Origin of the sequence: Rhodococcus sp. 1163 (assembly GCF_002091985.1) — a bacterium.
Lineage (GTDB): Bacteria > Actinomycetota > Actinomycetes > Mycobacteriales > Mycobacteriaceae > Rhodococcoides.
On record NZ_MKKX01000003.1, the window covers coordinates 58,912 to 84,572 of the forward strand.

23 protein-coding genes and 2 tRNA genes are annotated in these 25,661 nt (G+C 61.7%); 18 read left to right on the forward strand and 7 right to left on the reverse strand.

Annotation, left to right across the window (positions count from 1 at the left end; all coding sequences use genetic code 11):
* Positions 1-2: 2 nt before the first annotated feature.
* Both BJD99_RS00265 and BJD99_RS00270 read right to left on the reverse strand, forming a co-directional pair.
* Entirely contained in the window at positions 3-398 is a 396-nt protein-coding gene (locus BJD99_RS00265) for a globin (RefSeq protein WP_084344636.1), read from the reverse strand.
* Positions 399-449: 51 nt separating this feature from the next.
* Positions 450-1,328: a mechanosensitive ion channel family protein gene (locus BJD99_RS00270; protein ID WP_084344828.1), complete on the reverse strand. Its 879-nt coding sequence runs from the start codon at positions 1,326-1,328 to the stop codon at positions 450-452.
* Between the two features lie 287 nt (positions 1,329-1,615).
* On the opposite strand from BJD99_RS00270, the gene BJD99_RS00275 reads away from it, so the two are divergent.
* The 3 genes from BJD99_RS00275 to BJD99_RS00285 all read left to right on the forward strand — a co-directional run bounded on the left by BJD99_RS00275 (position 1,616) and on the right by BJD99_RS00285 (position 3,070).
* Positions 1,616-2,278 carry an HNH endonuclease gene (locus BJD99_RS00275; RefSeq protein WP_179142122.1) on the forward strand — a complete coding sequence of 221 codons (663 nt, stop codon included), beginning with the start codon at positions 1,616-1,618 and terminating at the stop codon, positions 2,276-2,278.
* A 62-nt stretch (positions 2,279-2,340) separates the two neighbouring features.
* A complete protein-coding gene (locus BJD99_RS00280) occupies positions 2,341-2,592 on the forward strand; it encodes a hypothetical protein (RefSeq protein ID WP_084344638.1) in 252 nt (83 codons plus the stop codon).
* Positions 2,579-3,070: a DUF5130 family protein gene (locus BJD99_RS00285; RefSeq protein WP_084344640.1), complete on the forward strand. Its 492-nt coding sequence runs from the start codon at positions 2,579-2,581 to the stop codon at positions 3,068-3,070. Before BJD99_RS00280 ends, BJD99_RS00285 begins: the two co-directional genes overlap by 14 nt.
* A 98-nt stretch (positions 3,071-3,168) precedes the next feature.
* Here the strand turns inward: BJD99_RS00285 and pepN are convergent, their stop codons facing one another.
* Positions 3,169-5,742, reverse strand: a complete 2,574-nt coding sequence (gene pepN / locus BJD99_RS00290) for an aminopeptidase N (protein WP_143541974.1) — start codon at positions 5,740-5,742, stop codon at positions 3,169-3,171.
* A gap of 154 nt (positions 5,743-5,896) precedes the next feature.
* Between pepN and BJD99_RS00295 the strand changes: the two genes are divergently transcribed.
* Positions 5,897-6,514 (forward strand): DsbA family protein, encoded by a 618-nt coding sequence (locus BJD99_RS00295; protein WP_143541975.1) that lies wholly within the window; start codon positions 5,897-5,899, stop codon positions 6,512-6,514.
* 54 nt (positions 6,515-6,568) lie between these two features.
* Here the strand turns inward: BJD99_RS00295 and BJD99_RS00300 are convergent, their stop codons facing one another.
* Positions 6,569-7,246 (reverse strand): DUF429 domain-containing protein, encoded by a 678-nt coding sequence (locus tag BJD99_RS00300; RefSeq protein ID WP_256895197.1) that lies wholly within the window; start codon positions 7,244-7,246, stop codon positions 6,569-6,571.
* 16 nt (positions 7,247-7,262) lie between these two features.
* On the opposite strand from BJD99_RS00300, the gene BJD99_RS00305 reads away from it, so the two are divergent.
* From BJD99_RS00305 to BJD99_RS00315, 3 genes are all read left to right on the forward strand, one after another.
* Positions 7,263-7,766 carry a ribose-5-phosphate isomerase gene (locus BJD99_RS00305; protein ID WP_084344646.1) on the forward strand — a complete coding sequence of 168 codons (504 nt, stop codon included), beginning with the start codon at positions 7,263-7,265 and terminating at the stop codon, positions 7,764-7,766.
* 2 nt (positions 7,767-7,768) lie between these two features.
* Positions 7,769-8,566 (forward strand): Fpg/Nei family DNA glycosylase, encoded by a 798-nt coding sequence (locus BJD99_RS00310; RefSeq protein WP_084344648.1) that lies wholly within the window; start codon positions 7,769-7,771, stop codon positions 8,564-8,566.
* Between the two features lie 105 nt (positions 8,567-8,671).
* Positions 8,672-9,424 carry a maleylpyruvate isomerase N-terminal domain-containing protein gene (locus tag BJD99_RS00315; protein WP_084344650.1) on the forward strand — a complete coding sequence of 251 codons (753 nt, stop codon included), beginning with the start codon at positions 8,672-8,674 and terminating at the stop codon, positions 9,422-9,424.
* A 67-nt stretch (positions 9,425-9,491) separates the two neighbouring features.
* Here the strand turns inward: BJD99_RS00315 and BJD99_RS00320 are convergent.
* Positions 9,492-9,565, reverse strand: a tRNA-Gly gene (locus tag BJD99_RS00320).
* A gap of 224 nt (positions 9,566-9,789) precedes the next feature.
* Here BJD99_RS00320 and BJD99_RS00325 point away from each other — a divergent pair.
* The 5 genes from BJD99_RS00325 (at position 9,790) to clpX (ending at position 14,389) form a co-directional block, all read left to right on the forward strand.
* A tRNA-Pro gene (locus BJD99_RS00325) sits at positions 9,790-9,863 on the forward strand.
* A 145-nt stretch (positions 9,864-10,008) separates the two neighbouring features.
* Positions 10,009-11,385: a trigger factor gene (tig, locus tag BJD99_RS00330; RefSeq protein WP_179142123.1), complete on the forward strand. Its 1,377-nt coding sequence runs from the start codon at positions 10,009-10,011 to the stop codon at positions 11,383-11,385.
* Between the two features lie 81 nt (positions 11,386-11,466).
* The gene (locus BJD99_RS00335) at positions 11,467-12,117 is read left to right on the forward strand and encodes an ATP-dependent Clp protease proteolytic subunit (protein WP_084344654.1); all 651 of its coding nucleotides are present in this window, start codon (positions 11,467-11,469) and stop codon (positions 12,115-12,117) included.
* Positions 12,118-12,165: 48 nt separating this feature from the next.
* A complete protein-coding gene (locus tag BJD99_RS00340; protein WP_084344656.1) occupies positions 12,166-12,807 on the forward strand; it encodes an ATP-dependent Clp protease proteolytic subunit in 642 nt (213 codons plus the stop codon).
* A gap of 301 nt (positions 12,808-13,108) precedes the next feature.
* Complete coding sequence (clpX, locus tag BJD99_RS00345; RefSeq protein WP_084344834.1) at positions 13,109-14,389, forward strand: ATP-dependent Clp protease ATP-binding subunit ClpX; 1,281 nt, start codon at positions 13,109-13,111, stop codon at positions 14,387-14,389.
* Between the two features lie 74 nt (positions 14,390-14,463).
* Here clpX and fdhD read toward each other — a convergent pair whose 3' ends face one another.
* Both fdhD and malQ read right to left on the reverse strand, forming a co-directional pair.
* On the reverse strand, positions 14,464-15,288 hold the full coding sequence (gene fdhD, locus BJD99_RS00350) for a formate dehydrogenase accessory sulfurtransferase FdhD (RefSeq protein ID WP_084344658.1): 825 nt from the start codon (positions 15,286-15,288) through the stop codon (positions 14,464-14,466).
* 65 nt (positions 15,289-15,353) lie between these two features.
* Entirely contained in the window at positions 15,354-17,486 is a 2,133-nt protein-coding gene (gene malQ / locus BJD99_RS00355) for a 4-alpha-glucanotransferase (protein WP_084344836.1), read from the reverse strand.
* A 293-nt stretch (positions 17,487-17,779) separates the two neighbouring features.
* Between malQ and BJD99_RS00360 the strand changes: the two genes are divergently transcribed.
* From BJD99_RS00360 to BJD99_RS00385, 6 genes are read left to right on the forward strand one after another with little or no spacing between them, the layout of a single operon-like run.
* Positions 17,780-18,202, forward strand: coding sequence for an anti-sigma factor (locus BJD99_RS00360; protein ID WP_084344660.1), 423 nt, complete (start codon positions 17,780-17,782; stop codon positions 18,200-18,202).
* A complete protein-coding gene (locus tag BJD99_RS00365) occupies positions 18,202-18,987 on the forward strand; it encodes a SigB/SigF/SigG family RNA polymerase sigma factor (protein ID WP_084344662.1) in 786 nt (261 codons plus the stop codon). Before BJD99_RS00360 ends, BJD99_RS00365 begins: the two co-directional genes overlap by 1 nt.
* A gap of 36 nt (positions 18,988-19,023) precedes the next feature.
* Positions 19,024-21,045 carry an alpha/beta fold hydrolase gene (locus BJD99_RS00370; protein ID WP_084344665.1) on the forward strand — a complete coding sequence of 674 codons (2,022 nt, stop codon included), beginning with the start codon at positions 19,024-19,026 and terminating at the stop codon, positions 21,043-21,045.
* Between the two features lie 57 nt (positions 21,046-21,102).
* Positions 21,103-23,805 carry a valine--tRNA ligase gene (locus BJD99_RS00375; RefSeq protein ID WP_179142124.1) on the forward strand — a complete coding sequence of 901 codons (2,703 nt, stop codon included), beginning with the start codon at positions 21,103-21,105 and terminating at the stop codon, positions 23,803-23,805.
* Between the two features lie 44 nt (positions 23,806-23,849).
* The gene (locus BJD99_RS00380) at positions 23,850-25,229 is read left to right on the forward strand and encodes a folylpolyglutamate synthase/dihydrofolate synthase family protein (RefSeq protein WP_084344840.1); all 1,380 of its coding nucleotides are present in this window, start codon (positions 23,850-23,852) and stop codon (positions 25,227-25,229) included.
* Positions 25,226-25,630, forward strand: a complete 405-nt coding sequence (locus tag BJD99_RS00385; RefSeq protein ID WP_084344667.1) for a DUF4233 domain-containing protein — start codon at positions 25,226-25,228, stop codon at positions 25,628-25,630. Before BJD99_RS00380 ends, BJD99_RS00385 begins: the two co-directional genes overlap by 4 nt.
* The last annotated feature ends 31 nt before the right edge of the window (positions 25,631-25,661 follow it).

Sequence of the window (25,661 nt, forward strand, 5' to 3'; positions counted from 1 at the left end):
GCTCAGAGTGCCGAGTTGACCATGGAGTTCGCTGCCATCTCCATGTAGTCCACCAACTGTGTTCGGTGCGGGTCATCGAGAACGCTGGAGTCGATCGAAGCAATGGCAATGTGCATGCACCGCAACCAAGCATCGCGCTCGATCGGACCGATCTCGAACCCCGCGTGCCGCATGCGTAGCCGCGGATGGCCACGCTCGTCCGAATAGGTGCGAGGGCCGCCCCAGTACTGCTCGAGGAACATACGCATTCGGCGCTCCGCCGGGCCGAGATCCTCTTCCGGGTACAGCGGCCGGACGATCTCGTCGCGCGACACCTCGTCATAGAACACGGCGACGAGTGTTTCGAATGTCGCCGCGCCGCCGACAGCGTCGTAGAACGTCTGCTGCGGTTCGGTCATGGTTGCTCTTTCTCTACTCATACGGTGTGCGGGTCTAGGTCACCAGTATCTCTATACGGTCATGTCGGACTGCATGCCGCCCTGCCGCCCTTGCGGGTACGGGGCTTTCACGCCCGCGTCGTCGAATGCCTGCAGGATTTCTCGATGCACCCGCCGCTGAACCGCCCACTGACGACCGGGACGAGTTTTGACGGTGATTCGAATGGTCACCGTGTCCGCGCTTACCGCGTTCACCCCGAGCATTTCGGGTGCACCGAGTAAGTCGTCCTCGAAATCACCGGATGCAACGACGGCCAGCGTCGCCCTTTCGGCGACTGCGCACGCCTCGTCCAGGTTCGCAGTGTGCGCGACGGGGAGGTCGAGGACGGCGACCGCGAAACCTTGACTCATGTTTCCCACCCGCAGAACCTCACCGTTTCGGCAGTACCAGACGGTGCCGTTGATATCGCGGACGGTGGTCACACGCAGTCCGACACTCTCGACGGTTCCGGTCGCTTCACCGAGATCGACGATGTCACCGACACCGTACTGATCTTCGAGGAGCATGAATATTCCCGACAGAAAGTCTCGGACCAGGTTTTGCGCGCCGAAGCCGAGGGCGACCCCGACGATTCCTGCCGAGGCTATGAACGGTGTGACGTTGATACCGATAACGTCGAGCGCCGACAGAACGAACCACGCCAGAATGACGACGGACACACCGGACTTGAGAACCGAACCGATCGTCTTGGCTCGTTGCCTACGGCGCTCGGCCAGAATCGAACTCTTGAGCGTGGTCGGAGCCCTCTCTCGCAGCGGGCGTAGCACCAACGGGCCCCTGCCCGATTCGCTGGCGGTGCGGTGAGTGAACCGATCGATCAGCTTGTGCAGCACGATCCGAAGCACGATGGCAAGCACCAGATATCCGAGGACCTGCAGGGGCCTGTGCATCAGCCAATCACGGCTTGTCTCGGTCAATTCGACTGCTCGCAAGTCGATCGCGGACGCTGCGATGTCGGGGCGTGGAAGAGAATTGATTACAGACACCCGAAGAGTCTACGGACGTTGTGAGATCTCGCCACCGTGCAGCGAACAGGCAACGAATCCCCTCGAAATTCACCTCGAGGCCACGTTGTTCGTGGACAAAAGGGGTGTGCATGCCGCTCTATTCGTGTTCCACTGTCTTTCGTGTTCCACGCAAGCCATGCGCGGGCGCTGACTCTCCCTGGAGAACACACATGAAGAAGAAGCAACATCGTCACCGACAACTCCAGCCCAGCGATGACCACCACCCTGCAGACCAGCGGGAACGGGCATCCGGGGCGCCCGAATTGCAGTTGGTTTCATCCGAAGAAAGAGATGTAGGCGAGGACAGCCTTCCCGCCTGGGTCAAGCGCCGAGTTCTCCTTCTCAATGCCACATTCGAGCCGCTTACCGCGCTGCCGATGCGTCGAGCCGTGGTTCTTCTCGTCTGTGACAAAGCAGACGTCATCCATGACGATCCAACTGGACCGTTCATCAGATCTGCCGATTTTTCGGTGCAGGTGCCCTCCGTCATCCGCCTACGGACATACGTCCGAGTTGCGTATCGAGCCCGCGTGCCGATGACGCGTGCCGCATTGATGCATCGTGATCGCTTCCGATGCGCGTATTGCGGATCCAAGGCCGAAACCGTCGACCACGTGATTCCTCGCAGCCGCGGGGGAGAACACTCCTGGGAGAATTGCGTCGCGTGCTGCGCGCCGTGCAACCACCGCAAGGCCGACAAAATGCTCGGTGAGCTGGGGTGGACACTCCGAGCGCAACTCGTTCCGCCCAAGGGGCCGCATTGGCGGTTGTTGGCAGGTAACAAGGAACTCGACCCAGCGTGGCTTGCCTACTTGGGCGAGGGCGCGGCCTGACACTCGACACCGAAGGAACCCGGCGTCGACCTGCAGGGAAAAGTCGACTACCGTCTTGTCCTGTGAGCATTCTGGAGACTCTGCTGATATTCGGGGTGATTCCGATCGCGATTGTCGGAATCGTCGGCGCGTTGTCTTTCCTGGCGAAAAGGCAGCCCGGCTTGGACATCACGCCCTACCGCCTGTCCGACACGTGGGTAAATGGCTCAGTGCTGTGGAGCGCAACGGACGAGGTGACGCCACACGGCGGTCACGGCTCGCACGCCGCCGCTACAGCTGACTCGATCGGAGGTTCGGCAAGTGGCAAGTGGTGAATTGACTCGTACGGATGTCGCTGTCACGGATGGCAGTGTCGACAACCTGCCCTACGGTTCGGCACGGACGTCCAGCGGCCGCATTTCTGCGGTCCACCATTTCGGTGACCCGAACCCGAACCAGCTTCCCTTCGCAACTCAGGACCTCGTCGCAATCGACGACGCGCTGACCGAGGCCACTCGCGCAACCCAGATCCGATTCAACATCTATATCGGAGACTTGGGCGAGGATGCGGCCGCAGGCGCGGACGCAGTCTTCCCACGTACCCCCGATGCAGTTCGGTCACTGCTCATCGCAGTCGATCCCATCCGCAAGGCTATCGAGATACGTACCGGTCGTCGCGTATCGGATCGGGCCACCGATCGAGTCGCACAGCTCGGAATCACTGCAGCGGTCGGCCCCTTCCGTGAAGGCAATCTTATCGACGGTCTCGTCAGCTCGGTGCGCGTCATGAGTGCAGCCATCGTCAGCCCGTAATACTGAGCAGGCCAGCCTGGTTTTCCGCCTCGAAACACATGTGCCGTTCGATCGAATCAGTCGATCGAACGGCACATGTGTTCGTTGTCAGGTCTTCGTTACCGGGCGTCGAACTCCCGCGCGGCGAGTGAACGCACGATTCCTGCGCGTCCCTCGATCACCAACCGGTGGAGGGCAGGTGGCAGGTCCCCGCCCAAGAATCGATCCGCTGCCGCGACAGATTCGGCACTGATGGACCACGACGGGTACAGCCCGATGACCACAGTCTGGGCAACCTCGCTCGACCGACGTGCCCACACATCACTGATCGCTCCGAAGTAGCGGTCCACGTACGGTGCGAGCAATTCCGACTGATCGGGTCCGGCGAAACCGCCGATGATCGAGCGCGCGGTGATGTTCGGGACCGTGTCGTCGTCGACAACTGTTGCCCAGGCCTGTTCTTTGACTGCACTGTCGGGCCGAACAGCGCGCGCTGCAGCGGCCGAGCGGGCGCCCGCTGCGGTGTTGTCACGTGCCGCCTCGGCATCGATGACCGGGGATTCGAGACCGGCGTTGTCGATAGCGCCAGCGCCGGCCAGAGCAGAAATCAAGCGCCAGCGGAGGTCGGTGTCGATCTCGAGCCCGTCGAGGCCTTGCCCGCTCACATCGCCGTCGAGAAGTGCCTGCACGAGAACGACGTGGCGCTCGGACAGCGAAGAACCCGTCAGTGAGTTGACGAACGCCAGCTGGTGATCGGAACCGGCGTCAGCGGCGCGGGCGAGCTCGAGTACCAAGTCGGCGAATTCCGGCTGACCATGTTCTTTCGCCCACACTGGGTCCGCGTAGCTGTTGATCGCGGTCTGAGCTTGCAACAACAACCGCTGCACGACGCCGACCTCGGTCTCGGCGGAAATGCCGCGCTGGACGAGTGCGAAGAAGTCGCGAGCCTTCAGTTCGGCTGAGCGTGTCATCTCCCACGCCGCCGACCAGGCCAAGGTCCGGGGGAGTGGTTCGGAGATATCGCCGATGCGCGCGATCAGTGTCGCCAAGGACTCGGAATCGAGACGGACCGAGCAGTACGTGAGGTCGTCGTCGTTGACGAGCACGATCTTGCCCCGTGACACGCCGATCAGGCTCGGGACATCGGTGCGTTCGGCCGCATCCAAGTCGAGCTCGACGCGGTCGGTTCGGACCAGCTTTCCGTCGACATCGTCGTAGATCCCTACCGCGATGCGGTGGATTCGGCGCTCACCGGCACCGGGAGCGGCACCGCTCTGCACGACTGCGAATCGAGTGAACTTGCCGTCGGCATCGACGTCGAAGTCGGGGCTCAGCGTGTTCAACCCGGTGGTACGCAGCCACTGGTTGCCCCAGTCCGACAAGTCGCGGCCCGAGGACTTCTCGAGCGCAGCCAGAAGGTCGGCGAAGGTGGCGTTTGCGAATGCGTGGTCGACGAAATAGCTGCGGAGACCGGCGAGAAATTCCTCCTTGCCCACGTAGGCAACCAGCTGCTTGAGGACGCTTGCGCCCTTGGCGTAGGTGATGCCGTCGAAATTGACCTCGACCGCGGCGAGGTCGGGGATATCCGCCGCGATCGGGTGTGTGGACGGCAACTGGTCCTGGCGGTACGCCCATGCCTTCTCGACGTTGGCGAACGTCGTCCATGCATTCGTGTACTCGGTCGCCTCGGTCTGGCACAACACCGATGCGAAGGTCGCGAATGATTCGTTGAGCCAGAGGTCATCCCACCACGTCATGGTCACGAGGTCGCCGAACCACATGTGGGCCATCTCGTGCAGGATCGTCTCCGAGCGACGCTCGTAGGAGTAGCGGGTGACCTTGGAACGAAAGACGTAGTCCTCGAGGAACGTCACGGCCCCTGCGTTCTCCATCGCGCCGGCATTGAATTCCGGAACGAACAGCTGGTCGTACTTGCCGAACGCATACGGAGTGCCGAAGTTCGCGTGATAGAAGCCGAAACCCTGCTTGGTTTCGGTGAACAGTCGCTCGACGTCCAGGTGCTCGGCAAGCGAGGCACGGCAGTAGAGACCCAGTGGAATGGTGCCGTGCTCATCGCTGTAGGTGTCGGTCCACTCGGCGTACGGCCCGGCGATCAGGGCGACGAGATACGTGCTCAGTAGCGGCGTCGTCTCGAACGAGTGCTTGCCCGCAGAAGGTTCCGACGCATGGGGAGCGTTGGAGATGATCTTCCAACTCTCGGGAGCAGTGACTTCGAGATCGAAGGTGGCTTTCAGGTCCGGCTGATCGAAGCACGCGAACATCCGTTTGGCGTCCGCTGTCTCGAATTGCGAATACAGGTAGATCGACCCGTCGGAAGGGTCGACGAACCGGTGCAATCCTTCGCCGGTGTGCGAATAGACACAATCGGCCTCGACGACCAGTACATTCTTTTCGGCGAGATTCGTCAGCGCAATTCCGGTCTCCTCGTCGTAGCCGGAGACATCGAGGGCCGATCCATTGAGCGTCGCCGACTTTATTCGGCCTGCCACGATGTCGACGAAGGTCGAGGCGCCCGCGGTGGCGGTGAAGGTAATGGTCGTGGTCGACAGAAACGTCTTCTCGCTGGGATTGCCCGACCCGTCGGTCAGGTCCAGCACAATCGAATACGCCGAACTGCCGACCACAGTGGAGCGTTCGGCCGCTTGGTCGCGAGTCAGGTTGGGAGCAACCACAGAATTGACACCTTCTCGAGTAGGAATGAGTAGTCCCACCATCCCATCACGCCGCGGGTCCGGCATGCTGGTTCAGGCGTCGGCGGAATTCGTGGCAAGCCGCCGCGGTTTGACCCTAGGCAACTCGTGAATCGAACATTCGAAGGAGCGTCACGTGACCGATAGTGCTCAGAAGGACACCGCAGATTTCTGGTTCGACCCACTGTGCCCGTGGTGCTGGATCACCTCGCGGTGGATTCTCGAGGTCGAGAAGGTCCGCGATATCGACGCCAATTTCCACGTGATGAGCCTGGCAGTTCTCAACGAGGGCAGGGACCTGCCCGACGATTACGCCGAGATGATGAAGACGGCATGGGCCCCTGTTCGCGTTGCGATTGCAGCAGCTCGCGCCGAGGGCGATCAGATTCTCTTGCCCCTTTACACCGCGATGGGTACACGGATTCACAACGAGGGCAACAAGAACTTTCCCGAGGTCATCGAGCAGTCTCTCGCGGAGCTCGGACTGCCTGCGGAGTTGGCTACTGCGGCGGACAGTACCGACTACGACGACGACCTACGCACCAGCCATCACGCTGGAATGGACAAGGTGGGGCCCGACGTCGGCACGCCCACCATCCACGTCAACGGTGTCGCATTCTTCGGGCCGGTCCTCTCACGAATTCCGCGCGGAGAAGAGGCAGGCAAGCTGTGGGACGCTTCGGTGATCTTCGCTTCGTACCCGCACTTCTTCGAGCTCAAGAGATCCCGTAACGAGGATCCTCAGTTCGATTAGTCGGACGTGGCCACTGGCGGCTCGGCCGCCAGTGGCAACCGGGACGCGGCCGGGTCAGTAGACGATGCGATCAAGGCCGGTCGCAGCCCCGAAAACCTGATGTTCTCCCCGGCTGTATCGCCACGCCGACCACGTGGCTGCAGCCGCGTCCAACGCGTCGTCGAGCGCGGGGCCTGGCGGTAGCTCGGCGAGACCCACGACAAGATTGTGTGGGTCGATCCAGGTCGACAAGGCCGCCATTCGTTGCCCTGCACCGCGGCCGGTCTTCTTCGACGCGAAAGCAGTCGTCGAGGCCATCGCACGGAACGAAGATTCGGGATGAACCTCCACGACGCGATCGGGATCGAACTCTGCTGCCCGCCACGCCCGCACCGAAGGCAGCAGGTGCCAAGTCTGTTTACTTATCGCCTTGCCCGTGATCCGACGCGAGATTTCGCACGCCTCGCGGTAGTCCTCGGCGTCGAGTACCTCCGACACCGGCGTATGGAAGATCGACGAGCGCGCCGGGCCCAGAAATGCTTTCGCCGCGAGCTCACTGATCCGATACGACTCTTCCGGCATCGACAGCGGCATATCCACCGCGACCACCGAGCATCGGGCAGTCGAGTCGAGAACAGCATCGACACTGCCCGCGACACTCCAGGTGACGACAGCTCCGTCGAAAATCGCGACGACCCATTCGCCCTTGGCTCCGTCGACTCCGGCAACCGTTTTTCCAGCGCGCACTCCCACCTGTCAGACTCTAGGCATGCGCGTATACCTGGGGGCAGACCATGCCGGTCTCGAGTTCAAGAATCAGATCATCGAACATCTCACCGCGAGCGGGCACGATCCCGTCGATTGCGGCGCGTTCGAATACGACGCCGTGGACGACTACCCGGCGTTCTGTATCGACGCCGCTCGCCGCGTAGTCGCCGATCCCGGGAGCCGTGGCCTTGTCCTCGGCGGTTCGGGTAATGGAGAGCAGATCGCAGCGAACAAGGTGCCGGGCGCACGATGCGCATTGGCGTGGAGTGTCGAAACTGCGAAACTGGCGCGCGAACACAACGATGCGCAGCTCATCGGTATCGGTGGGCGCATGCACACACTTCCCGAGGCCCTGGCGATCGTCGACGCTTTCCTCGCCACACCGTTCTCCGGTGAAGAACGTCACCAGCGCCGCGTCGACATCTTGTCCGAGTACGAGCGCAGTGGAGTAGCTCCGGCGGTACCCGGGGGCGAAGCCCTCGGCGGCGATGTGAAGCCTGCGTAACTGTGCCCGAAGGGCATACGCTGCACCGACTGGCTCGGTTGCATCAACGACGGTTCGGCGGGGCGCCGGTCGAGGTGTGCAGTCCTCAGGGACGGTTCACCTCGGGCGCCGCCTTGATCAACGGCCTTGTTCTTCTCGGGGCCGAGGCATGGGGCAAGCACCTTCTTCACCGATACGAATCCGACTTGATCGTGCACATTCATCTCGGCCTGTACGGGAAGTTCACCGAACAGGCCGTGCCGCTGGATGATCCGGTCGGGGCCGTGCGCTTGCGCATGGTGGGGGAGCAGTACGGGACCGACCTGCGCGGCCCGACCGCATGCGAGATATACACCGAGCAGCAAGTCGACGCCCTCAAGGCGCGGCTCGGACCGGACCCCATCCGAAAAGATGCCGACCCCGGACGTGCGTGGGCGCGAATTACGAAGTCGCGCACACCTATCGGAACCCTGCTCATGGATCAGAAGGTCCTCGCGGGAGTGGGCAATGTCTATCGTGCCGAGATTCTTTTTCGCCACGAGATCAATCCGATGCGTCCCGGCAAGGACCTCGGCCATTCCGAATGGGACGCGTTGTGGCTCGACCTGGTCGACCTGATGAACATCGGTGTCCGACGCGGAAAGATCATTACCATTCGGCCGGAAGACGACCACGGTGACGTCGGATACGACGCGAGAAGGCCGCGCTCGTACGTCTATCGCCAGGCGGGGCGTCCATGCCGTGTATGTGGGACCGAGATCCTGCATTCGGTCATGCAGGCGAGAAACCTGTTCTGGTGCCCGGTCTGTCAGGCGAGCTAGAAACCACCTCGATCTCCACCGTCGTCGTGCGGGCAAATCGGACGAGTGCCGGCTATCTGGCGGATAGCCGCGCGGAGGTGTCCTGTGCGAGGGACAATCGCCGCTATGACTTCAGTCCCGCAGTTCGAACTTCTGACCCGTGAGTGCGAGCGCATGGCGTCGCTGACCCATGACGACCTTGCGTTGCCGATTCTGTCGATGCCCGATTGGACCGTGGAAAAGCTGATCCGCCATGTCAGCTTCGTGCACCGCATGGCGGTTGCTGCACTCGAAACACCCGCATCCGAAGGAATGGCGAAAGTTGTTGGAGCCGTTGCCAAGCCGGAGCGTGGACCTCAAGTTCTCGATGACTATCGAGAGTCCGCCGCGCGCATGCTCGCGGCGTATCGAGCGGTAGATCCAACGCAGGAAGTTGCGACGTGGGCCGGGATCGTTTCGGCCGACTATTGGATCAGGAGGCAGCTACACGAGGTGACCGTGCACAGATTCGACGCCCAGGATGCGATTCACGAGTGCGGGGGCCCAGAACCCGAATCGGCGGATCCGGTCGGTGCTGCGGACGCGATCGTCGAGTGGGCGGAGCAGTTTCTCACGAGGTTTCCCGTCGAGAAGGTTCCTGCCGTGGCAGGACGAACGGTTCATTTACACACCGACGACGGTACCGATGCCGAATTGTTCCTCGATTTCACCGGAGACGAGGTCGCAGTGTCTCGCCTACACCGGAAAGGTGATGTGGCGCTGCGTGGTTCAGCGCAGAATCTGATGCTCACTCTCTGGCGTCGACGACCGTTGGATGGCCTTGACATCGTCGGCGATCGTGCTGTGGCGCAGGCGCTCTACGACGGAATACGGATCTGAAAGGAGATTGTGCAGGTTGTAGACACAAAAAAGCCCGGTCCGTGAAGATCAGGACCGGGCTTCTTGCTGGAGCCGATGACGAGAATCGAACTCGCGTAGCCTGTTTGGAAGACAGGGGCTCTACCATTGAGCTACATCGGCATGCGAGCGGCTCGATGGGATCGCCATCTGCGCCGCTTGCGTTATGAGACTCTACCGAACCTCGGTTCGAGATTACAAATTGGCTGGATCGGCTACCTGTGGACGCAGTAACGGTGGCCCGTCGACGACCCCGAATAGTGCATACTGTTCAATGGATCCTGCACCTGCTGTTCCAAGGTCCATGTAATTGCTGTTCAATGGTGCCTGTAGGTTTGTGCAGTAGACGGGGTGTGGCGCAGCTTGGTAGCGCATCCGCTTTGGGAGCGGAGGGTCGCAGGTTCAATTCCTGTCACCCCGACAAGAGAAGCCGGATCCAATGCGGATCCGGCTTCGATCAAGGAATCACCGCCGGGTCGCCCGCTAGTCGGTGGACCAGACATACGGTGATCCAGGCAGACGATGATCCAGACAGCAAGGTAAGACCACCAAAAGGAGCATGTCCCGTGAAGAGCACCGTCGAGCAGCTCAGCCCGACGCGAGTCCGTATCAACGTTGAGGTGCCCTTCGAGGAGCTCAAGCCTGATTTCGACCGCGCCTACAAGGCTCTCGCTCAGCAGATCCGCCTGCCGGGGTTCCGCCCGGGCAAGGCTCCCGCGAAGCTGCTCGAAGCTCGAGTCGGACGAGGGGCAGTGTTGGAGCAGGTCGTCAACGACGCCCTTCCCACTCGCTACTCCGAAGCCGTCTCCGCGGAGAACATCAAGGTCATCGGACAGCCCGATATCGAGATCACCAAGATCGAGGACGGCGAGGAGCTCACTTTCACCGCCGAGGTCGACATCCGTCCCGAGATCGCCCTGCCGGATTACTCGACCATCGACATCACGGTCGATCCTCTCGAAATCTCTGACGAAGCGGTAGACGAGCAGCTGTTGTCGCTGCGTCAGCGCTTCGGCACGTTGACCGGTGTGACTCGTCCCGTGCAGTCCGGAGACTTCGTCTCCATCGACCTGTCGGCGACAGTCGACGGCGAAACCGTCGAAGAGGCTTCGGCCAGCGGCTTGTCCCACGAGGTCGGTTCCGGCCAACTCATCGAAGGCTTGGACGATGCCATCATCGGAGTCTCGGTAGATGAGTCCAAGGATTTCACTTCCACGCTCGTTGCCGGCGAGTTCGCAGGCAAGGAAGCAGTCGTCACGGTCAAGGTCGTCTCCGTCAAGGAGCGCGAACTTCCCGAGGCCGACGACGAGTTCGCACAGCTCGCCAGCGAGTTCGACACCCTCGAAGAGCTGATCGCCGATCTGAAGACTCGCGTCGAACGAGTGAAGAAGGTCGAGCAGGCCGGCCAGATTCGCGACAAGGTACTGGAGACGCTTCTCGAGACCCTCGAGATCCCGGCTCCGGAAGCCGTCGTCAAGGCTGAGGTCGACTCCCAGCTCCACGAGGCCATCCACGGACTCGACCACGACGAAGCCAAGCTTGCCGAGATGTTGGAAGCACAGGGCTCGAGCCGTGAAGAGTTCGACAAGGACGTCAAGGAAGCTGCCGAGAAGTCGGTGCGCACGCAGTTGCTCCTCGATGCCATTGCCGAAGCAGAACAGACTCAGGTCGGTCAGGACGAGCTCACCGAGCGGATCATCTTTCAGGCGCAGCGCTACGGCATCTCGCCCGAGGAGTTCATCCAGCAGGTGCAGCAGGCAAATCAGCTCGGCGCCATCTTCGCCGACGTACGTCGCGGCAAGGCTTTGGCCTCGGTTGTCGACCGTGTGAACGTGACCGACACGGCCGGCGCGACCGTGGACACCGCAGAGCTTTTCGGTAGTCCCGCGGACGAGGAAGAGCCTGCAGCAGGCGATTCTGCCGAGGGTGAACAAGACAAGTAACGCTTACAGCGAACGACGGCGGTTCCGGGACTCCGGAGCCGCCTTCTTTCGTTAGTGTCTGTATCAGGAACCAACGATCGTATGGAAAAGGCAGGTACCGTGACTGTTCAGAATTCGGCGGCTTCGCGTCAGCAGAGTCCCGTCATGACTTCGGCCTCCTCCGGCCTTAATCTCAGCGACTCCGTGTACGAGCGTCTGCTTCGCGAGCGCATCATCTTCCTCGGTACTCAGGTCGACGATGACATCGCCAACAAGCTGTGTGCTCAGATTCTCCTTCTGTCCGCTGAGGACGCCACCCGCGACATATCTCTTTACATCAACTCTCCCGGTGGCTCCGTCACCGCGGGCATGGCGATCTTCGACACCATGGAATTCGCTGAGTGCGACGTAGCTACCTACGGAATGGGTTTGGCTGCGTCCATGGGCCAGTTCCTGTTGTCGGCAGGCGCCAAGGGAAAGCGCTACGCACTCCCGCACGCCCGGATCATGATGCACCAGCCCTCAGCCGGTATCGGCGGTAGCGCCAGTGACATTGCCATCATGGCCGAGCAGTTCGCGCACACCAAGCGTGAAATGGCCGAACTGATCGCCCTGCACACCGGCCAGACCGTCGAGCAGATCACCGAAGACTCCGATCGTGACCGCTGGTTCACCGCGCAGGCGGCAAAGGAGTACGGGTTCGTCGATCATGTCGTCAGCCGTGCTCGGCAGGCCGGCGGAATCGGCGACTAGATCCGCCCGGACCGGCGATCCCTCGATCACTTACATCTTGGAGAAACGATGACAAACCTGTTCGATCCCAATCAGATGCCGTCCTCGCGGTACATCTTGCCTTCTTTCGTCGAGCACTCCAGCTACGGCATGAAGGAATCCAACCCGTACAACAAGCTGTTCGAGGAGCGCATCATCTTCCTCGGCGTCCAGGTCGACGACGCGTCGGCCAACGACGTCATGGCCCAGCTGCTCGTGTTGGAAGGTCTCGATCCCGATCGTGACATCACGATGTACATCAACTCGCCCGGTGGTTCGTTCACCTCGCTGATGGCCATCTACGACACCATGCAGTACGTCCGCGCGGACGTGGCGACGGTCTGCCTCGGACAGGCAGCATCGGCGGCGGCCGTGTTGCTCGCCGCAGGTACACCGGGAAAGCGCGCCGCTCTGCCGAATGCACGTGTGCTGATCCACCAGCCATCGAGTGGTGGAATCCAGGGCCAGGTCTCGGACCTCGAGATTCAGGCTGCGGAAATCGAGCGCATGCGTCGTCTCATGGAGACCACACTCGGCCGACACACCGGCAAGGATCCCGACGTCATCCGCAAGGACACCGATCGTGACAAGATCCTGACCGCAGCGCAGGCCAAGGATTACGGGATCATCGACACGGTCTTCGAGTACCGGAAGTTGTCGGCACAGAAGTAGTACAAGCAGTTATCTTCGCGAGACCTCTGGTTGTCGGGCGTAGGCCACGCTCTTCTACGTCCGACAACCCGAGGTAGCGCGGACGTTCACACGCTTCGACGGGTGCCGACCAGCAAGAAGTTCGGGTCGGAAGAAGTTGGGCGGCGAATCACCGGAAACCTCTCACCTATGGTCGTCGAACACGGGTACGGTCGCTTCAGGGCACGAACGAGTTGTGGATCGAGAAGTTGCCGACGACTGGACCGACATCGTCATGGTGTCTACCGGGCCGGGCGCGAACAAGGAAGTAGGAACCTCGAATATGGCACGCATCGGTGACGGCGGCGATCTGTTGAAGTGCTCCTTCTGCGGTAAGAGCCAGAAGCAGGTGAAGAAGCTCATCGCAGGGCCTGGGGTGTACATCTGCGACGAGTGCATCGACCTGTGTAACGAGATCATCGAGGAGGAGCTCGCCGAGTCGAGCGAGGTCAAACTCGACGACCTGCCGAAGCCGGCCGAGATTCGGGACTTCCTCGAGAACTACGTGATCGGTCAGGACACTGCCAAGCGCACGCTGGCAGTGGCCGTCTACAACCATTACAAGCGCATTCAGGCCGGGGACAAGACTCGCGATTCGCGGGGTGAGACCGTCGAGTTGGCCAAGTCCAATATTTTGATGCTCGGACCCACCGGATGTGGCAAGACCTATTTGGCTCAGACACTTGCGAAGATGCTCAACGTGCCTTTCGCAATAGCGGATGCCACAGCGCTGACCGAGGCTGGCTACGTGGGTGAGGATGTCGAGAACATCCTCCTCAAGCTGATTCAGGCTGCGGATTACGACGTGAAGCGAGCCGAGACGGGCATCATCTATATCGACGAGGTCGACAAGATCGCGCGTAAGAGTGAAAATCCGTCGATCACTCGGGATGTGTCCGGTGAAGGCGTGCAGCAGGCGCTCCTGAAGATCCTCGAAGGAACTCAGGCGAGTGTGCCTCCGCAGGGTGGTCGCAAGCACCCACACCAGGAATTCATTCAGATCGACACAACCAACGTGTTGTTCATCGTTGCCGGTGCTTTCGCAGGACTCGAGAAGATCGTCTCGGACCGTATCGGTAAGCGCGGACTCGGGTTCGGTGCCGAGGTTCGGTCGAAGGCCGAACTCGACACCCAAGACAACTTTGCCGAGGTCATGCCGGAGGACCTGATCAAGTTCGGCTTGATCCCCGAGTTCATCGGGCGTCTCCCTGTGGTCGCCTCGGTGACCAATCTGGACAAGGAATCCCTCGTCACCATCCTGTCTGAGCCGAAGAATGCGCTGGTCAAGCAGTACAGCCGGCTATTCGAGATGGATAATGTCGAGTTGGAGTTCACTCAGGACGCTCTCGAAGCTATTGCTGATCAGGCAATTCTGAGAGGGACAGGAGCTCGTGGACTTCGCGCCATTCTCGAAGAGGTGCTCAACCCGGTGATGTTCGACATTCCGAGCCGCGACGACGTCGCAAAGGTCGTCGTGACTTCTGAGACCGTCAACGACAATGTGTTGCCTACGATCGTTCCACGCAAGCCGGAGCGTCCTGAGCGCCGCGAAAAGTCCGCATAGTTAGCACTTTCACAAGTCGAGCCCCGATCACATAGATCGGGGCTCGACTCGTCTTCAGCTCGGCCAGTGGAAATTCAACGCAGGATGCGCTCGGTATGGGAGTACAGATTCATGTTCTCGCCGCGAAGGAATCCAACGACGGTCAGCCCGGATTCTTCCGCGAGATCGACAGCTAGCGATGAGGGCGCCGACACTGCAGCAAGAATCGGGACGCCGGCCATGACTGCCTTTTGTGCCAATTCGAACGATGCCTGAGCGCTCACCATCAAGATGTGGCCTCGCAAGGGAATCAGTCCTTCACCGGTCGCCCATCCGAGCACTTTGTCGACGGCATTGTGCCGACCCACGTCCTCGCGAACAACGAGGACACGGCCGTCGCTGTCGCACAACGCTGCGCCGTGCAAGCCACCAGTGGTGTCGAAGATCTTCTGAGCCTGACGCAAACTGTCGGGTAGGCGCGCCAACACCTCGGACTTGACTCGGACGGCATCGTCGGCAGGGGAGTACTTGGTCTTCGAACGGACGGCGTCGAGTGAGCCTTTTCCGCACACACCGCACGAAGAAGTCGTGTAGAAATTCCGTTCTACACCAGGGGCAGGCGGTGCGACGCCCTCTGCCAGTTCGATGTCGAGCACGTTGTACGTGTTCTGTCCGGTGTCGTCCACGCCGTCGCAGTAACGCGCGAGCCGGATGTCGTCACGGCTGGTGATGACACCTTCCGTCAGCAGGAAACCATGAACGAGGTCCACGTCGTGCCCGGGCGTTCGCATGGTGACGGCCAGTGCGGCGCCGTTCACACGGATCTCCAACGGCTCCTCTACAACGAGGGTGTCCGGGCGAGACGTCTCGACCCGCCCGCGCAGTAGAATCACCGGCCTGCGGGTGGTGATGCGTCCCATCGGTCAAGCACTTTTCGCGAGATGGTTCATTCCTCGATTGTGCCCTCCCGGCGGCGGACTTCGGTCTATCCCCGTCTCAGCGCGGCTACCAGCGCCAGCATTCGTGGATGATCGACGAGGTCGTCGACCCAGACGGCCTTGCCGTTGTGGTCGGCCAGTGGAACGCGCCAATTCTCGTACTGAGTCTCGTCGGTGCCGGGCTGGTTCTGAATTCTGTTCTCGCCCACTGCATCGACGAGGGCGACTCCCAGCAGGAGCGAAGGAGTCCGAACGATGAGCCGATACAACGCTTCGATCGACTCTTGCTCGGAGGCACCTGCGGCGAGCAGACCTCGCTCACGGGCGAGATCGAGCACTGCCTCCCGGCTTGCGGTGTCCTGCGAGATCTCGGCGTCGAGATCTCGTTCGAGCAGTCCGAGCCGATCACGAAGCGCGATATGTTCGCCCCTCAGATACCCGAGGGTGGGCGGGAGGTCATGCGTGGTGACCGACGTCAGGCACAACGCGCGGTAGTTCTCCGGAGCAATCGGTGCGCCACGGTCGTTCTCGAACCACAGAATCGAGGTACCGAAGAGTCCACGTTGTCCCAGATACTCCTGCACACGTGGTTCGAACACCCCTAAGTCCTCGCCGACGACCACAGCCCCGGCACGCTCGGCCTCGAGCACGAGGATTCCGATCAAGGCCTCGTAGTCGTAGTGGACGTATGCCCCTTCGCCTGGGGTCGCGGAGCCCTCGGGAATCCACCAGAGTCGGAAGAGCCCGAGAATGTGGTCGACGCGTACGCCGCCGGCATGACGAAGCACCGTTCTCAGCATGTCGCGATACGGCGCATATCCCAGTTCGCGGAGTCTGTCGGGGTTCCACGGGGGCTGGTTCCAGTTCTGGCCTTGCTGATTGAAGTTGTCCGGTGGTGCCCCGACGGTGACGCCTGCGGTCAGCGCATCTCCCAAAGTCCAGGCGTCGGCTCCCTGTCGATGTACCCCGACGGCCAGATCGTGCATGATCCCGATGTCCATTCCGGATGCAACGGCTACGCGCTGTGCACGGTCGAGCTGTTCGTCGCAGATCCATTGCAACCATTTGTGGAAGTCGATACGTTCGGCGAGGTCCCTGCGCTGGCCGGTGGCGAAGTCGGTGTGCGGATGCGCTGCTGTGCTCGTCCAGACAGGGGAATCAGGTCGATATTTCTCAGCCAGTGCGCACCACAGGGCGAAATCGTCGAGACCTTTTCCTTCCCTCGCGACGAACGCGTCGAAGTCGTTCTTCCGTGCCGCAGAACGCTCGACGCGGTGGATACGCTTCAATGCTCGGAGTTTCGCGCGGAAGGATGGGTCGCGGTCGATGCTGCGGGTGCGCTTGTTCGCTTTGACGAAACTGCGAGCAGACTCGCGAACCTTGGCGTATTGATCACGGCTCAGGTACGCAGTTTCTGCAATGTCCTCGACCCGGATGTACATCGGGTCGAAAAAGCGCCTCGTCGTCGGCAGGTAAGGGGATGCCTCCACCGGTGGAGCGGGCCGTTGGGCATGCATCGGATTGACGAGGAGATAGTCGAACCCATGGGTTCGACCTGCCACGGCAGCCAGGTCGGCGAGGTCGGCATAGTCACCGACGCCCCAGGAGCGGTTCGAGCGAATGGAGTACAACTGCGTCAGCAGACCCGTTCGCTGCGTACGGGTCAATGCATCGTTGGTCGACAATCTCTTCGGTGTCACCGCGATCGGGCATTGCGCCGTCGTTGCATGATCGGAATCAGGCGTACTCACCGCAGTCAGGGTGTGCCAGCCGAGAGCTAAATCGCCGGGAATGTCGAAAGTGGCGCGGCCGACTGGTGCGCCGTCGATGTCGCGTGGTTCGACCCAGATCTGAACCTGTTGCAGCGGAACCAGCTCACCGGTTTCTGTCGTGATCGTTGCGGTGACGGGATCCCCATGGGGCACATGGATTTCCACGTGTTGCGGCTCACCGAAGATCGTCACGACGACCGGTGGGACCATGCGGCGCCATGGTGCCTCGTCGAGATCTACGAGGGACTGGGCAACGTCCGCTTCGGTCTCGGCGGCGATGCCTCGTGCTCGGAGTATCTGCTGAAGCGTCTGCTCGGATACTTCGTGCTCTGCCTGATCCCAGCCCCGATAGGACGTCGAGATACCGGATCTTTCGGCGAGTTCGGCCAATTTCGCTGTGTAGTCCACAGCTTGATCGTGCCAGTACCGACAGCTCACGTCACCTGCTGACACACCGCAGCCGCCGATCGACGCGAGACGGAATGCCGCCCCCGTGCGCTCTACGTCGGGAGAGTCGCCGTTCAGCGTCCAGGTCCGTGTCGGCATCGTGCCGAATTCGACCGGCGTGGGAAATGAAGCAACTCGCAAGGATTGAACTCGGAGGACCCGGGTACTCTGACTCCGGCCGATGCAGTTGCGTTCCTAAGGGGCCACATGACTTCGACCGACAGAGACTTTTGGACGACTGATAGGGAGAGCGGATGACTGGCGTCGGCAAGATCGAAGAGCTGGAGCGAAACTCTGGCGCGCCGGTCGAGCTGCGCGTCGTCGCGGACGCCGAGCAATTGCCGGTAGTACGTGCGGTTGCCGAAACGCTTGCGGTCCTTGGTGATTTCACCCTCGACGACATCGCCGACATCAAGTTGGTTGTCGACGAGGTGTGCTCGGAGCTGATCGCTGGGGCGCTACCCGGTGCCGAGCTCACCTGTGCATTCACCGTGAGCGACGTCGGCATTCGGATTTCTTCGAGTTCGGTGCTGGTTGCCGATCAGGTGCCGAAGTCCGACAGTTTCGGCTGGCACGTTCTACAGACATTGACCGATTCGATCGCGATGAGCGAGCAGTCCACACAAGATGGAACGTCCGTGTCGGTGGACGTGGTCAAGCGGAGGAGCAACACCTAGTGCCTGCGCCGTACGAAAAGACCGCGCGGCGTCAGTCCGACGACTACAGCGAAGTAGTCCCGCTCATCCAAGAGATGCAGTTGTTGGACAAGGACTCACCGCAGCGGCAGGTTCTTCGTGACCGCATCATCACTCGGTGCCTCCCTCTCGCGGAGCACATTGCGCGACGCTTCGGTGGCCGCGGAGAAGCTCACGAAGATCTACTCCAGGTCGCCAGGCTCGGTCTCGTCAATGCCGTCGACCGGTTCGACATCGAACGCGGATCCGACTTCGTTTCCTTCGCAGTCCCGACCATCATGGGTGAGGCGCGTCGGTACTTCCGAGACGCTGGTTGGTCGGTCCGTGTCCCGCGGCGGATGAAAGAGCTCAACTCCATGATCTCCGGGGCGGTGGGTTCGCTGTCGCAGAAGCTGGGCCGCGCGCCGACAGCGAGTGAGATAGCTGCGGAGTTGGGTATCGATGTCAAAGAAGCCTCGCAGGCTCTGCTGGCTCGCAGCGCTTATCAAACGGTGTCCGTCGACTCGGTAGTGAGCGAAGACCGCTTGCCGCTGATGGACACCCTCGGTGACTACGACCCGGAACTCGAGAAGATGGAAAGCTACCTCACCGTGCGGCCGGCGCTCGAGAAGTTGCCGGAGCGCGAGCGGCAGATCGTCGTTCTGCGATTCTTCGGTTCGATGACGCAGACCCAGATTGCCGACCGCATGGGCATTTCACAGATGCACGTGTCGAGAATTCTGTCGAGGACTCTCACTCAACTGCGCGAGGAACTCGGGCCGAGCTGACCTCGAGCCGGTTCCTCGCCGTAGCATCGGGCGACGATGTCTTCAGCCCCGAGGAGTGCCCAGGTGCCACCCGCAGTAGCCACAGTGTTCGACGACCTGGATCGATACGTAGCGGCGCCGCGGGTGTCGGATATGGCGATGTCCGTGGACGGATCGAGAGTGGTCGTCGTCCTTTCTCGGCTCGACGCCGACAAGGCGACCTATGTCGGTGCCCTCTGGGAAGTCGACGTCGAAGGTTCGGCACCCGCCCGCCGCTTGACGTGGAGTGAACACGGCGAGAGCGGTCCCGCTTTCACCGCTGACGGGGACCTCTACTTTCTGCGTCGAACCTCACAGGACGACGAGTCGACAGCGTTGTGGTGCTTGCCTGCTGGTGTCGGTGAGGCCCACATTGTCTCGAAGCGCGGCGCCGGTTACTCCGACTTGAAAACTGCGACCCATTCCCCACGCTTCGTGGCGATGTCCGATGTCATGCCCTCGGCCGGGACCGAAGAGGTGGACGAGCGGCTTCGTCAGCTGCGTAAGGACAAGAAGGTCGGCGCAATTCTGCATACCGGCTACCCCATTCGTCACTGGGATCACGACCTCGGACCGGCGACCCCGCATCTCTATGCCGGAGACGGTGACGGCGACGCCCGTCGGGTCACCGCGAACGCCGAAGGAGCTCTTCACGAAGCGTCCTACAGCATCAGCGCCGACGGTTCGTTCGTCGTCTCGACCTGGACGATTCGAAAAGCCCTGGCGACCTCGCGCACTGTGCTGGTCCGAGTCGACCTCGACACCGGTACGCGCACCACGATCGTCGACGACGACGGTGCCGATCTCGGCTCGCCGTCGGTCTCACCGGATGGTTCACGAGTGGCCTTCATCCGTGAATCGCTGTCGACGCCCGAACAGGCGCCTCGAATGACATTGCAACAGTACGTATTCGAAGACCGAACGGTGTCCGATTTGGCTCCTGAATGGGATCGGTGGCCGTCGAATCCGGTGTGGTTGTCCGACGGCACCGGATTGTTGGTGGTCGCCGACGACCGCGGTCGTGCCCCGGTATTCCTGGTGCGCGACGGCGTGGCCAACCCGGTGACCACTACCGATTCCGCGTACAGCCACCTCCACGTGGCGTCGAGCGGGGTCGTCTTCGCATTGGAGGCGTCGTACCGGCAACCCCTGCATCCGGTTCGAATCGACATCGAGTCGGGCGTCGTGCATCCGTTGGCACTCGCAGAGCCGTTACCGGCGCTGCCTGGGACGCTGACCGAGGTCGAGACCGTGGCCGAGGACGGCCGGCATGTTCGAGCGTGGCTCGCCCTACCGGCCGATGCGTCGGAGACGGCACAGGCACCTCTTCTGCTCTGGGTGCACGGTGGGCCACTGTCTTCGTGGAACACATGGTCGTGGCGTTGGAATCCCTGGGTGATGGTCGCGCGGGGGTATGCGGTGCTGTTGCCTGACCCAGCGCTGTCCACCGGCTACGGCCAGAGTTTCGTAGATCGAGGCTGGGGGCGGTGGGGCAAGGAACCGTTCTCCGATCTGATGGCCGTCACCGATGCTGCTGCCGCGCTCGAAGAGGTCGACGGCACACGCACCGCAGCGATGGGCGGATCGTTCGGCGGATACATGGCGAACTGGATCGCCGGCCACACCGACCGCTTCGATGCGATCGTCACCCACGCCGGCCTGTGGGCGCTCGATCAGTTCGGCCCTACCACCGACGCCGCGTACTACTGGCAGCGCGAGATGTCACCCGAGATGGCTTTCGAGAACTCACCGCACCTGTATGTGGCAGACATCGACACGCCGATGCTGGTCATTCACGGAGACAAGGACTATCGCGTACCTATCGGTGAAGGTCTTCGACTGTGGTTCGAGCTGCTCAGCGAATCCGGACTTCCTACCGATGACGAAGGAAAGACCGACCATCGGTTGCTGTACTTTCCGTCCGAGAATCACTGGGTCCTCGCTCCACAGCACGCCAAGATCTGGTACGAGGTCGTGCTGTCGTTCCTTTCCGAACACGTACTCGGAATAGAGACGAAGATCCCCGAGATATTGGGCTGACCGGGCACCGGCAGTGGGCCTGTCGGTATCGAATCGGCTGACAACTAGAATCGACCGGTGACCAGTTCAGTGCCAGAGAACCCAGCCAACCCCGCCGATGCCCAGGACCGCAGCGTGGGTAGCGACCCAACCGGATTGCCGAAGAGCTGGGACCCGAGCGCGGTAGAGGCCGAGCTGTATCAGGGCTGGGTCGACGCCGGCTACTTCGAAGCCGACGCCACGAGCGACAAGCCTCCGTACTCGATTGTGCTTCCCCCACCGAACGTGACGGGAAGTCTGCACATGGGTCACGCACTCGACCACACGTTGATGGACGCGTTGAGCCGTCGTAAGCGCATGCTCGGATTCGAAGTCCTCTGGCTACCGGGGATGGATCATGCGGGTATCGCGACGCAGACCGTGGTGGAGAAGCAACTCGCGGCCGAGGGAAAGACCAAAGAAGATTTCGGCCGGGAACTCTTCATCGACAAGGTGTGGGACTGGAAGCGTGAGTCCGGCGGCACCATCGGCGGCCAGATGCGCCGCATCGGTGACGGCGTCGACTGGTCTCGCGAGCGTTTCACGATGGACGACGGCCTCTCGAAGGCGGTCCAGACCATCTTCAAGCGAATGTTCGACGACGGCCTGATCTACCGGGCTGAGCGACTGGTCAACTGGTCGCCCGTGCTGCAGACAGCCATTTCCGATATCGAAGTCAAGTTCGAGGACGTCGAAGGCGAGCTCGTTTCTCTGCGTTACGGCTCGTTGAACGACGACGAGCCCCACGTCATCGTCGCGACCACCCGCGTCGAGACGATGCTCGGTGACACTGCGGTGGCCGTCCATCCGGACGACGCCCGCTACCAGCATCTGCTCGGAACGACCCTCGAACACCCGTTCACCGGCAGACAGATCCCGATCATCGCCGACGACTACGTCGATCCCGAATTCGGTACGGGCGCGGTCAAGATCACCCCGGCCCATGATCCCAACGACTTCGAGATGGGTCTGCGACACAACCTGCCCATGCCCACGATCATGGACAAGGCAGGTCGGATCGCCGACACTGGAACCGAGTTCGACGGCATGGACAGGTTCGAGGCCCGCATCAAGGTTCGTGAGGCGCTGGCCGAGCAGGGACGCGTCGTGGCGGAAAAGCGTCCGTACTTGCACAGCGTCGGACACTCCGAACGCAGCGGTGAGTCGATCGAGCCGCGACTGTCGTTGCAGTGGTGGGTCAAGGTCGATGGGCTCGCCGCCGCCGCGGGCGACGCAATTCGCAACGGCGATACGACTATTCATCCGGCGAGTCAGGAGCCACGCTGGTTCGCGTGGGTCGACAACATGCACGACTGGTGCATTTCGCGTCAGCTGTGGTGGGGTCACCGCATACCTATCTGGTACGGCCCGAACGGTGAGACGGTGTGCCTGGGCGCCGACGAAACGCCGCCCGAGGGTTGGGTGCAGGATCCCGACGTCCTCGACACGTGGTTCTCGTCCGGATTGTGGCCGTTCTCCACTATGGGTTGGCCCGACGCGACCGATGAGCTCGCCAAGTTCTACCCCACCAGCGTGCTGGTCACCGGCTACGACATTCTGTTCTTCTGGGTCGCCCGCATGATGATGTTCGGCACCTACGTCGCATCCGATCCGGCACTGGGTTCGGGGGAGGGCGGCAGTAAGGTGCCGTTCAAGGACATCTTCCTGCACGGGCTCGTCCGTGATCAGTTCGGCAAGAAGATGTCGAAGTCCCGAGGAAACGGCATCGATCCACTCGACTGGGTCGACCGCTTCGGGGCAGATGCGTTGCGTTTCACCCTCGCTCGCGGTGCAAACCCGGGTGCGGACCTGTCGGTCGGTGAGGATCACGCGCAGTCCTCACGTAACTTCGCCAACAAGCTGTTCAACGCGACCAAGTTCGCGTTGATGAACGGTGCTGCGCCCGCACCACTTCCGGCGCGAGCGGAACTGACGGACGCCGATCGGTGGATTCTCGATCGCCTCGACGAAGTGCGCGCCGAGGTCGACGTCGCATTCGAGCGCTACGAGTTCAGCAAGGCCTGCGAGGGGTTGTACCACTTCGCATGGGACGAAGTATGCGACTGGTATCTGGAGATCGCCAAAGTGCAGTTCGGCGATGCCGCACAGGCAGATTCGACTCGTACCGTGCTCGGCAATGTGCTCGATGCGTTGCTGCGGCTCTTGCATCCCGTTATCCCGTTCGTCACCGAAACGCTGTGGAAGGTGTTGACCGGCGGCGAATCGATCGTCATCGCATCGTGGCCCGTCGCATCCGGACACATCGCGGATGTGGTTGCCGCACAGCGTGTTGCAGATATGCAGAAGCTCGTGACCGAGGTTCGTCGCTTCCGCAGCGATCAGGGTCTCAAGCCGTCGCAGAAGGTCGGCGCGAGGCTCGTCGGGATCACCGACGCCGATCTTTCCACCCAGGTCCATGCCACTCGCGCTCTTGCACGACTGATCGAACCTGCCGAAAACTTCACCGTTACGGCCTCCGTGGAGGTTCGACTGACGAAGGCGACGGTGACGGTCGAGCTCGACACGTCGGGAACCGTCGACCTCGTCGCCGAGCGCGCGCGGTTGGTCAAAGACCTCGCCGCGTCCGAGAAGGAACTGACCCAGACGACGAGCAAACTGAGCAACGAGGCGTTTCTCGCCAAAGCCCCGGACGCCGTGGTCGACAAGATCAAGAGCCGACAGCAGATCGCGGTCGAAGAGATTGCGCGAATCAATGCTCGGCTAGAAACTATGGGGCAGTAGTGTCCGAATCCTATTCAGCTCCTTCCCGACCCAGTCCGGTGGACATGGCCGAATTGGCGCTTGTCGAGGCGGAACTGGACAAACGGTGGCCGGAGACCAAGATCGAGCCGTCGACTGCACGGATCGCGGCACTGATGGACCTTTTGGGGTCACCGCAGAAGGCGTACCCGTCGATCCACGTTGCCGGTACCAACGGTAAAACGTCGGTGACCCGGATGGTCGATGCCTTGCTGACGCACTTTCATCGCCGAACCGGCCGGACCACCAGTCCGCATCTGCAATTGGCGACCGAACGGATAAGTGTCGACGGCATCCCGATCTCGCCCCGGCTGTACGTGGACACCTACAACGAAATCGCCCCGTTCGTAGAGATGGTCGACGCGCAGTCCGAGGCCGCAGGCGGACCACGCATGAGCAAGTTCGAGGTCACCACCGCCATGGCATTCGCGGCGTTCGCGGAGGCGCCGATCGAGGTTGCCGTCGTGGAGGTCGGGCTCGGTGGTAGATGGGACGCCACCAACGTCGTCGATGGTGAAGTGGCCGTGATCACCCCGATCGATATCGACCACGTCGAGTTCCTCGGGGGCGATCTCGGTGGTATCGCCAAAGAAAAAGCCGGAATCATCAAGAAAGCACCGGAGCGGCTCGTTCCGCGAGACACCGTCGCCATCCTGGCCGAGCAGAAGCCCGAAGTTGCCGAGGTGCTGTTGCGCGCCGCGGTGGAAGCCGATGCCGTCGTCGCCAGGCAAGGTTCGGAATTCAGGGTGCTCGCGCGTCGGATCGCGGTGGGCGGTCAACAACTCGAGTTGCAAGGTCTCGGCGGCGTGTACACCGATATCTTCCTACCACTGCACGGAGAGCATCAGGCGACGAACGCATCCTTGGCGCTCGCCGCGGTCGAGGCGTTCTTCGGCGCGGGCTCCGATCATCAACTCGACGTGGACATCGTTCGAGCGGCCTTCGCATCCATCGTCAATCCCGGCCGGCTCGAACGCGTTCGCAACGCTCCAACAGTGTTTCTCGACGCCGCACACAACCCACACGGGGCCAGAGCGCTTGCTGCGGCTCTCACCGACGAATTCGACTTCCGAAAACTGGTCGGAGTCGTCAGTGTCATGGGGGACAAGGACGTCGAGGCCATGTTGACGGTGCTCGAGCCGGTGTTCGACGAAATCGTCGTCACGCACAACGGATCGCCGCGGGCGATGGACGTCGAGGAACTTGCAGGCCTGGCCGTCGCGAAGTTCGGCGACGAGCGCGTGGTCGTCGCGCCGACGCTCGCCGACGCGCTCGAAACCGCCATCGGGCTCGCCGAGGAAGTCGCAGATCCCGGTGAGGCGGTCTCGGGTGCCGGGGTGATCGTCACCGGATCGGTCGTCACCGCCGGAGCAGCTCGAACTTTGTTCGGAAAGGAGCCCGTATGAGTGAAACAGGGGAGGGCGGTAGCGAGTTCAAGCCGCCGGCAACCGATCCGTGGAAAGGCTTCCGCGGAGTCATGGCAGGCACCCTCGTTCTCGAGGCCATTGTCGTTCTACTCGCGTTACCCGTCGTGTCGACAGTCGGCGGCGGCCTCGGTTGGTTCTCCACGTTGTACCTGGTGGGGATGGCCGTGGCATTCGTCCTTGCCGCAGGTATGCAAGGACGACCGCAGGCGATGCAGATCAATCTGGCGCTTCAGGTGTTCGTTCTGCTCGGTGGGTTCATTCACCTGTCGATCGCGATCGTGGGAGTGGTGTTCCTCGCGGTGTGGATATATCTGCTGTACCTGCGGCGAGACATCACTCGACGGATCGAACGCGGCATGCTCAGAGGTCAGCGGGACTGAAACCTCGAGCCCGGCGGATATCGGCACACCA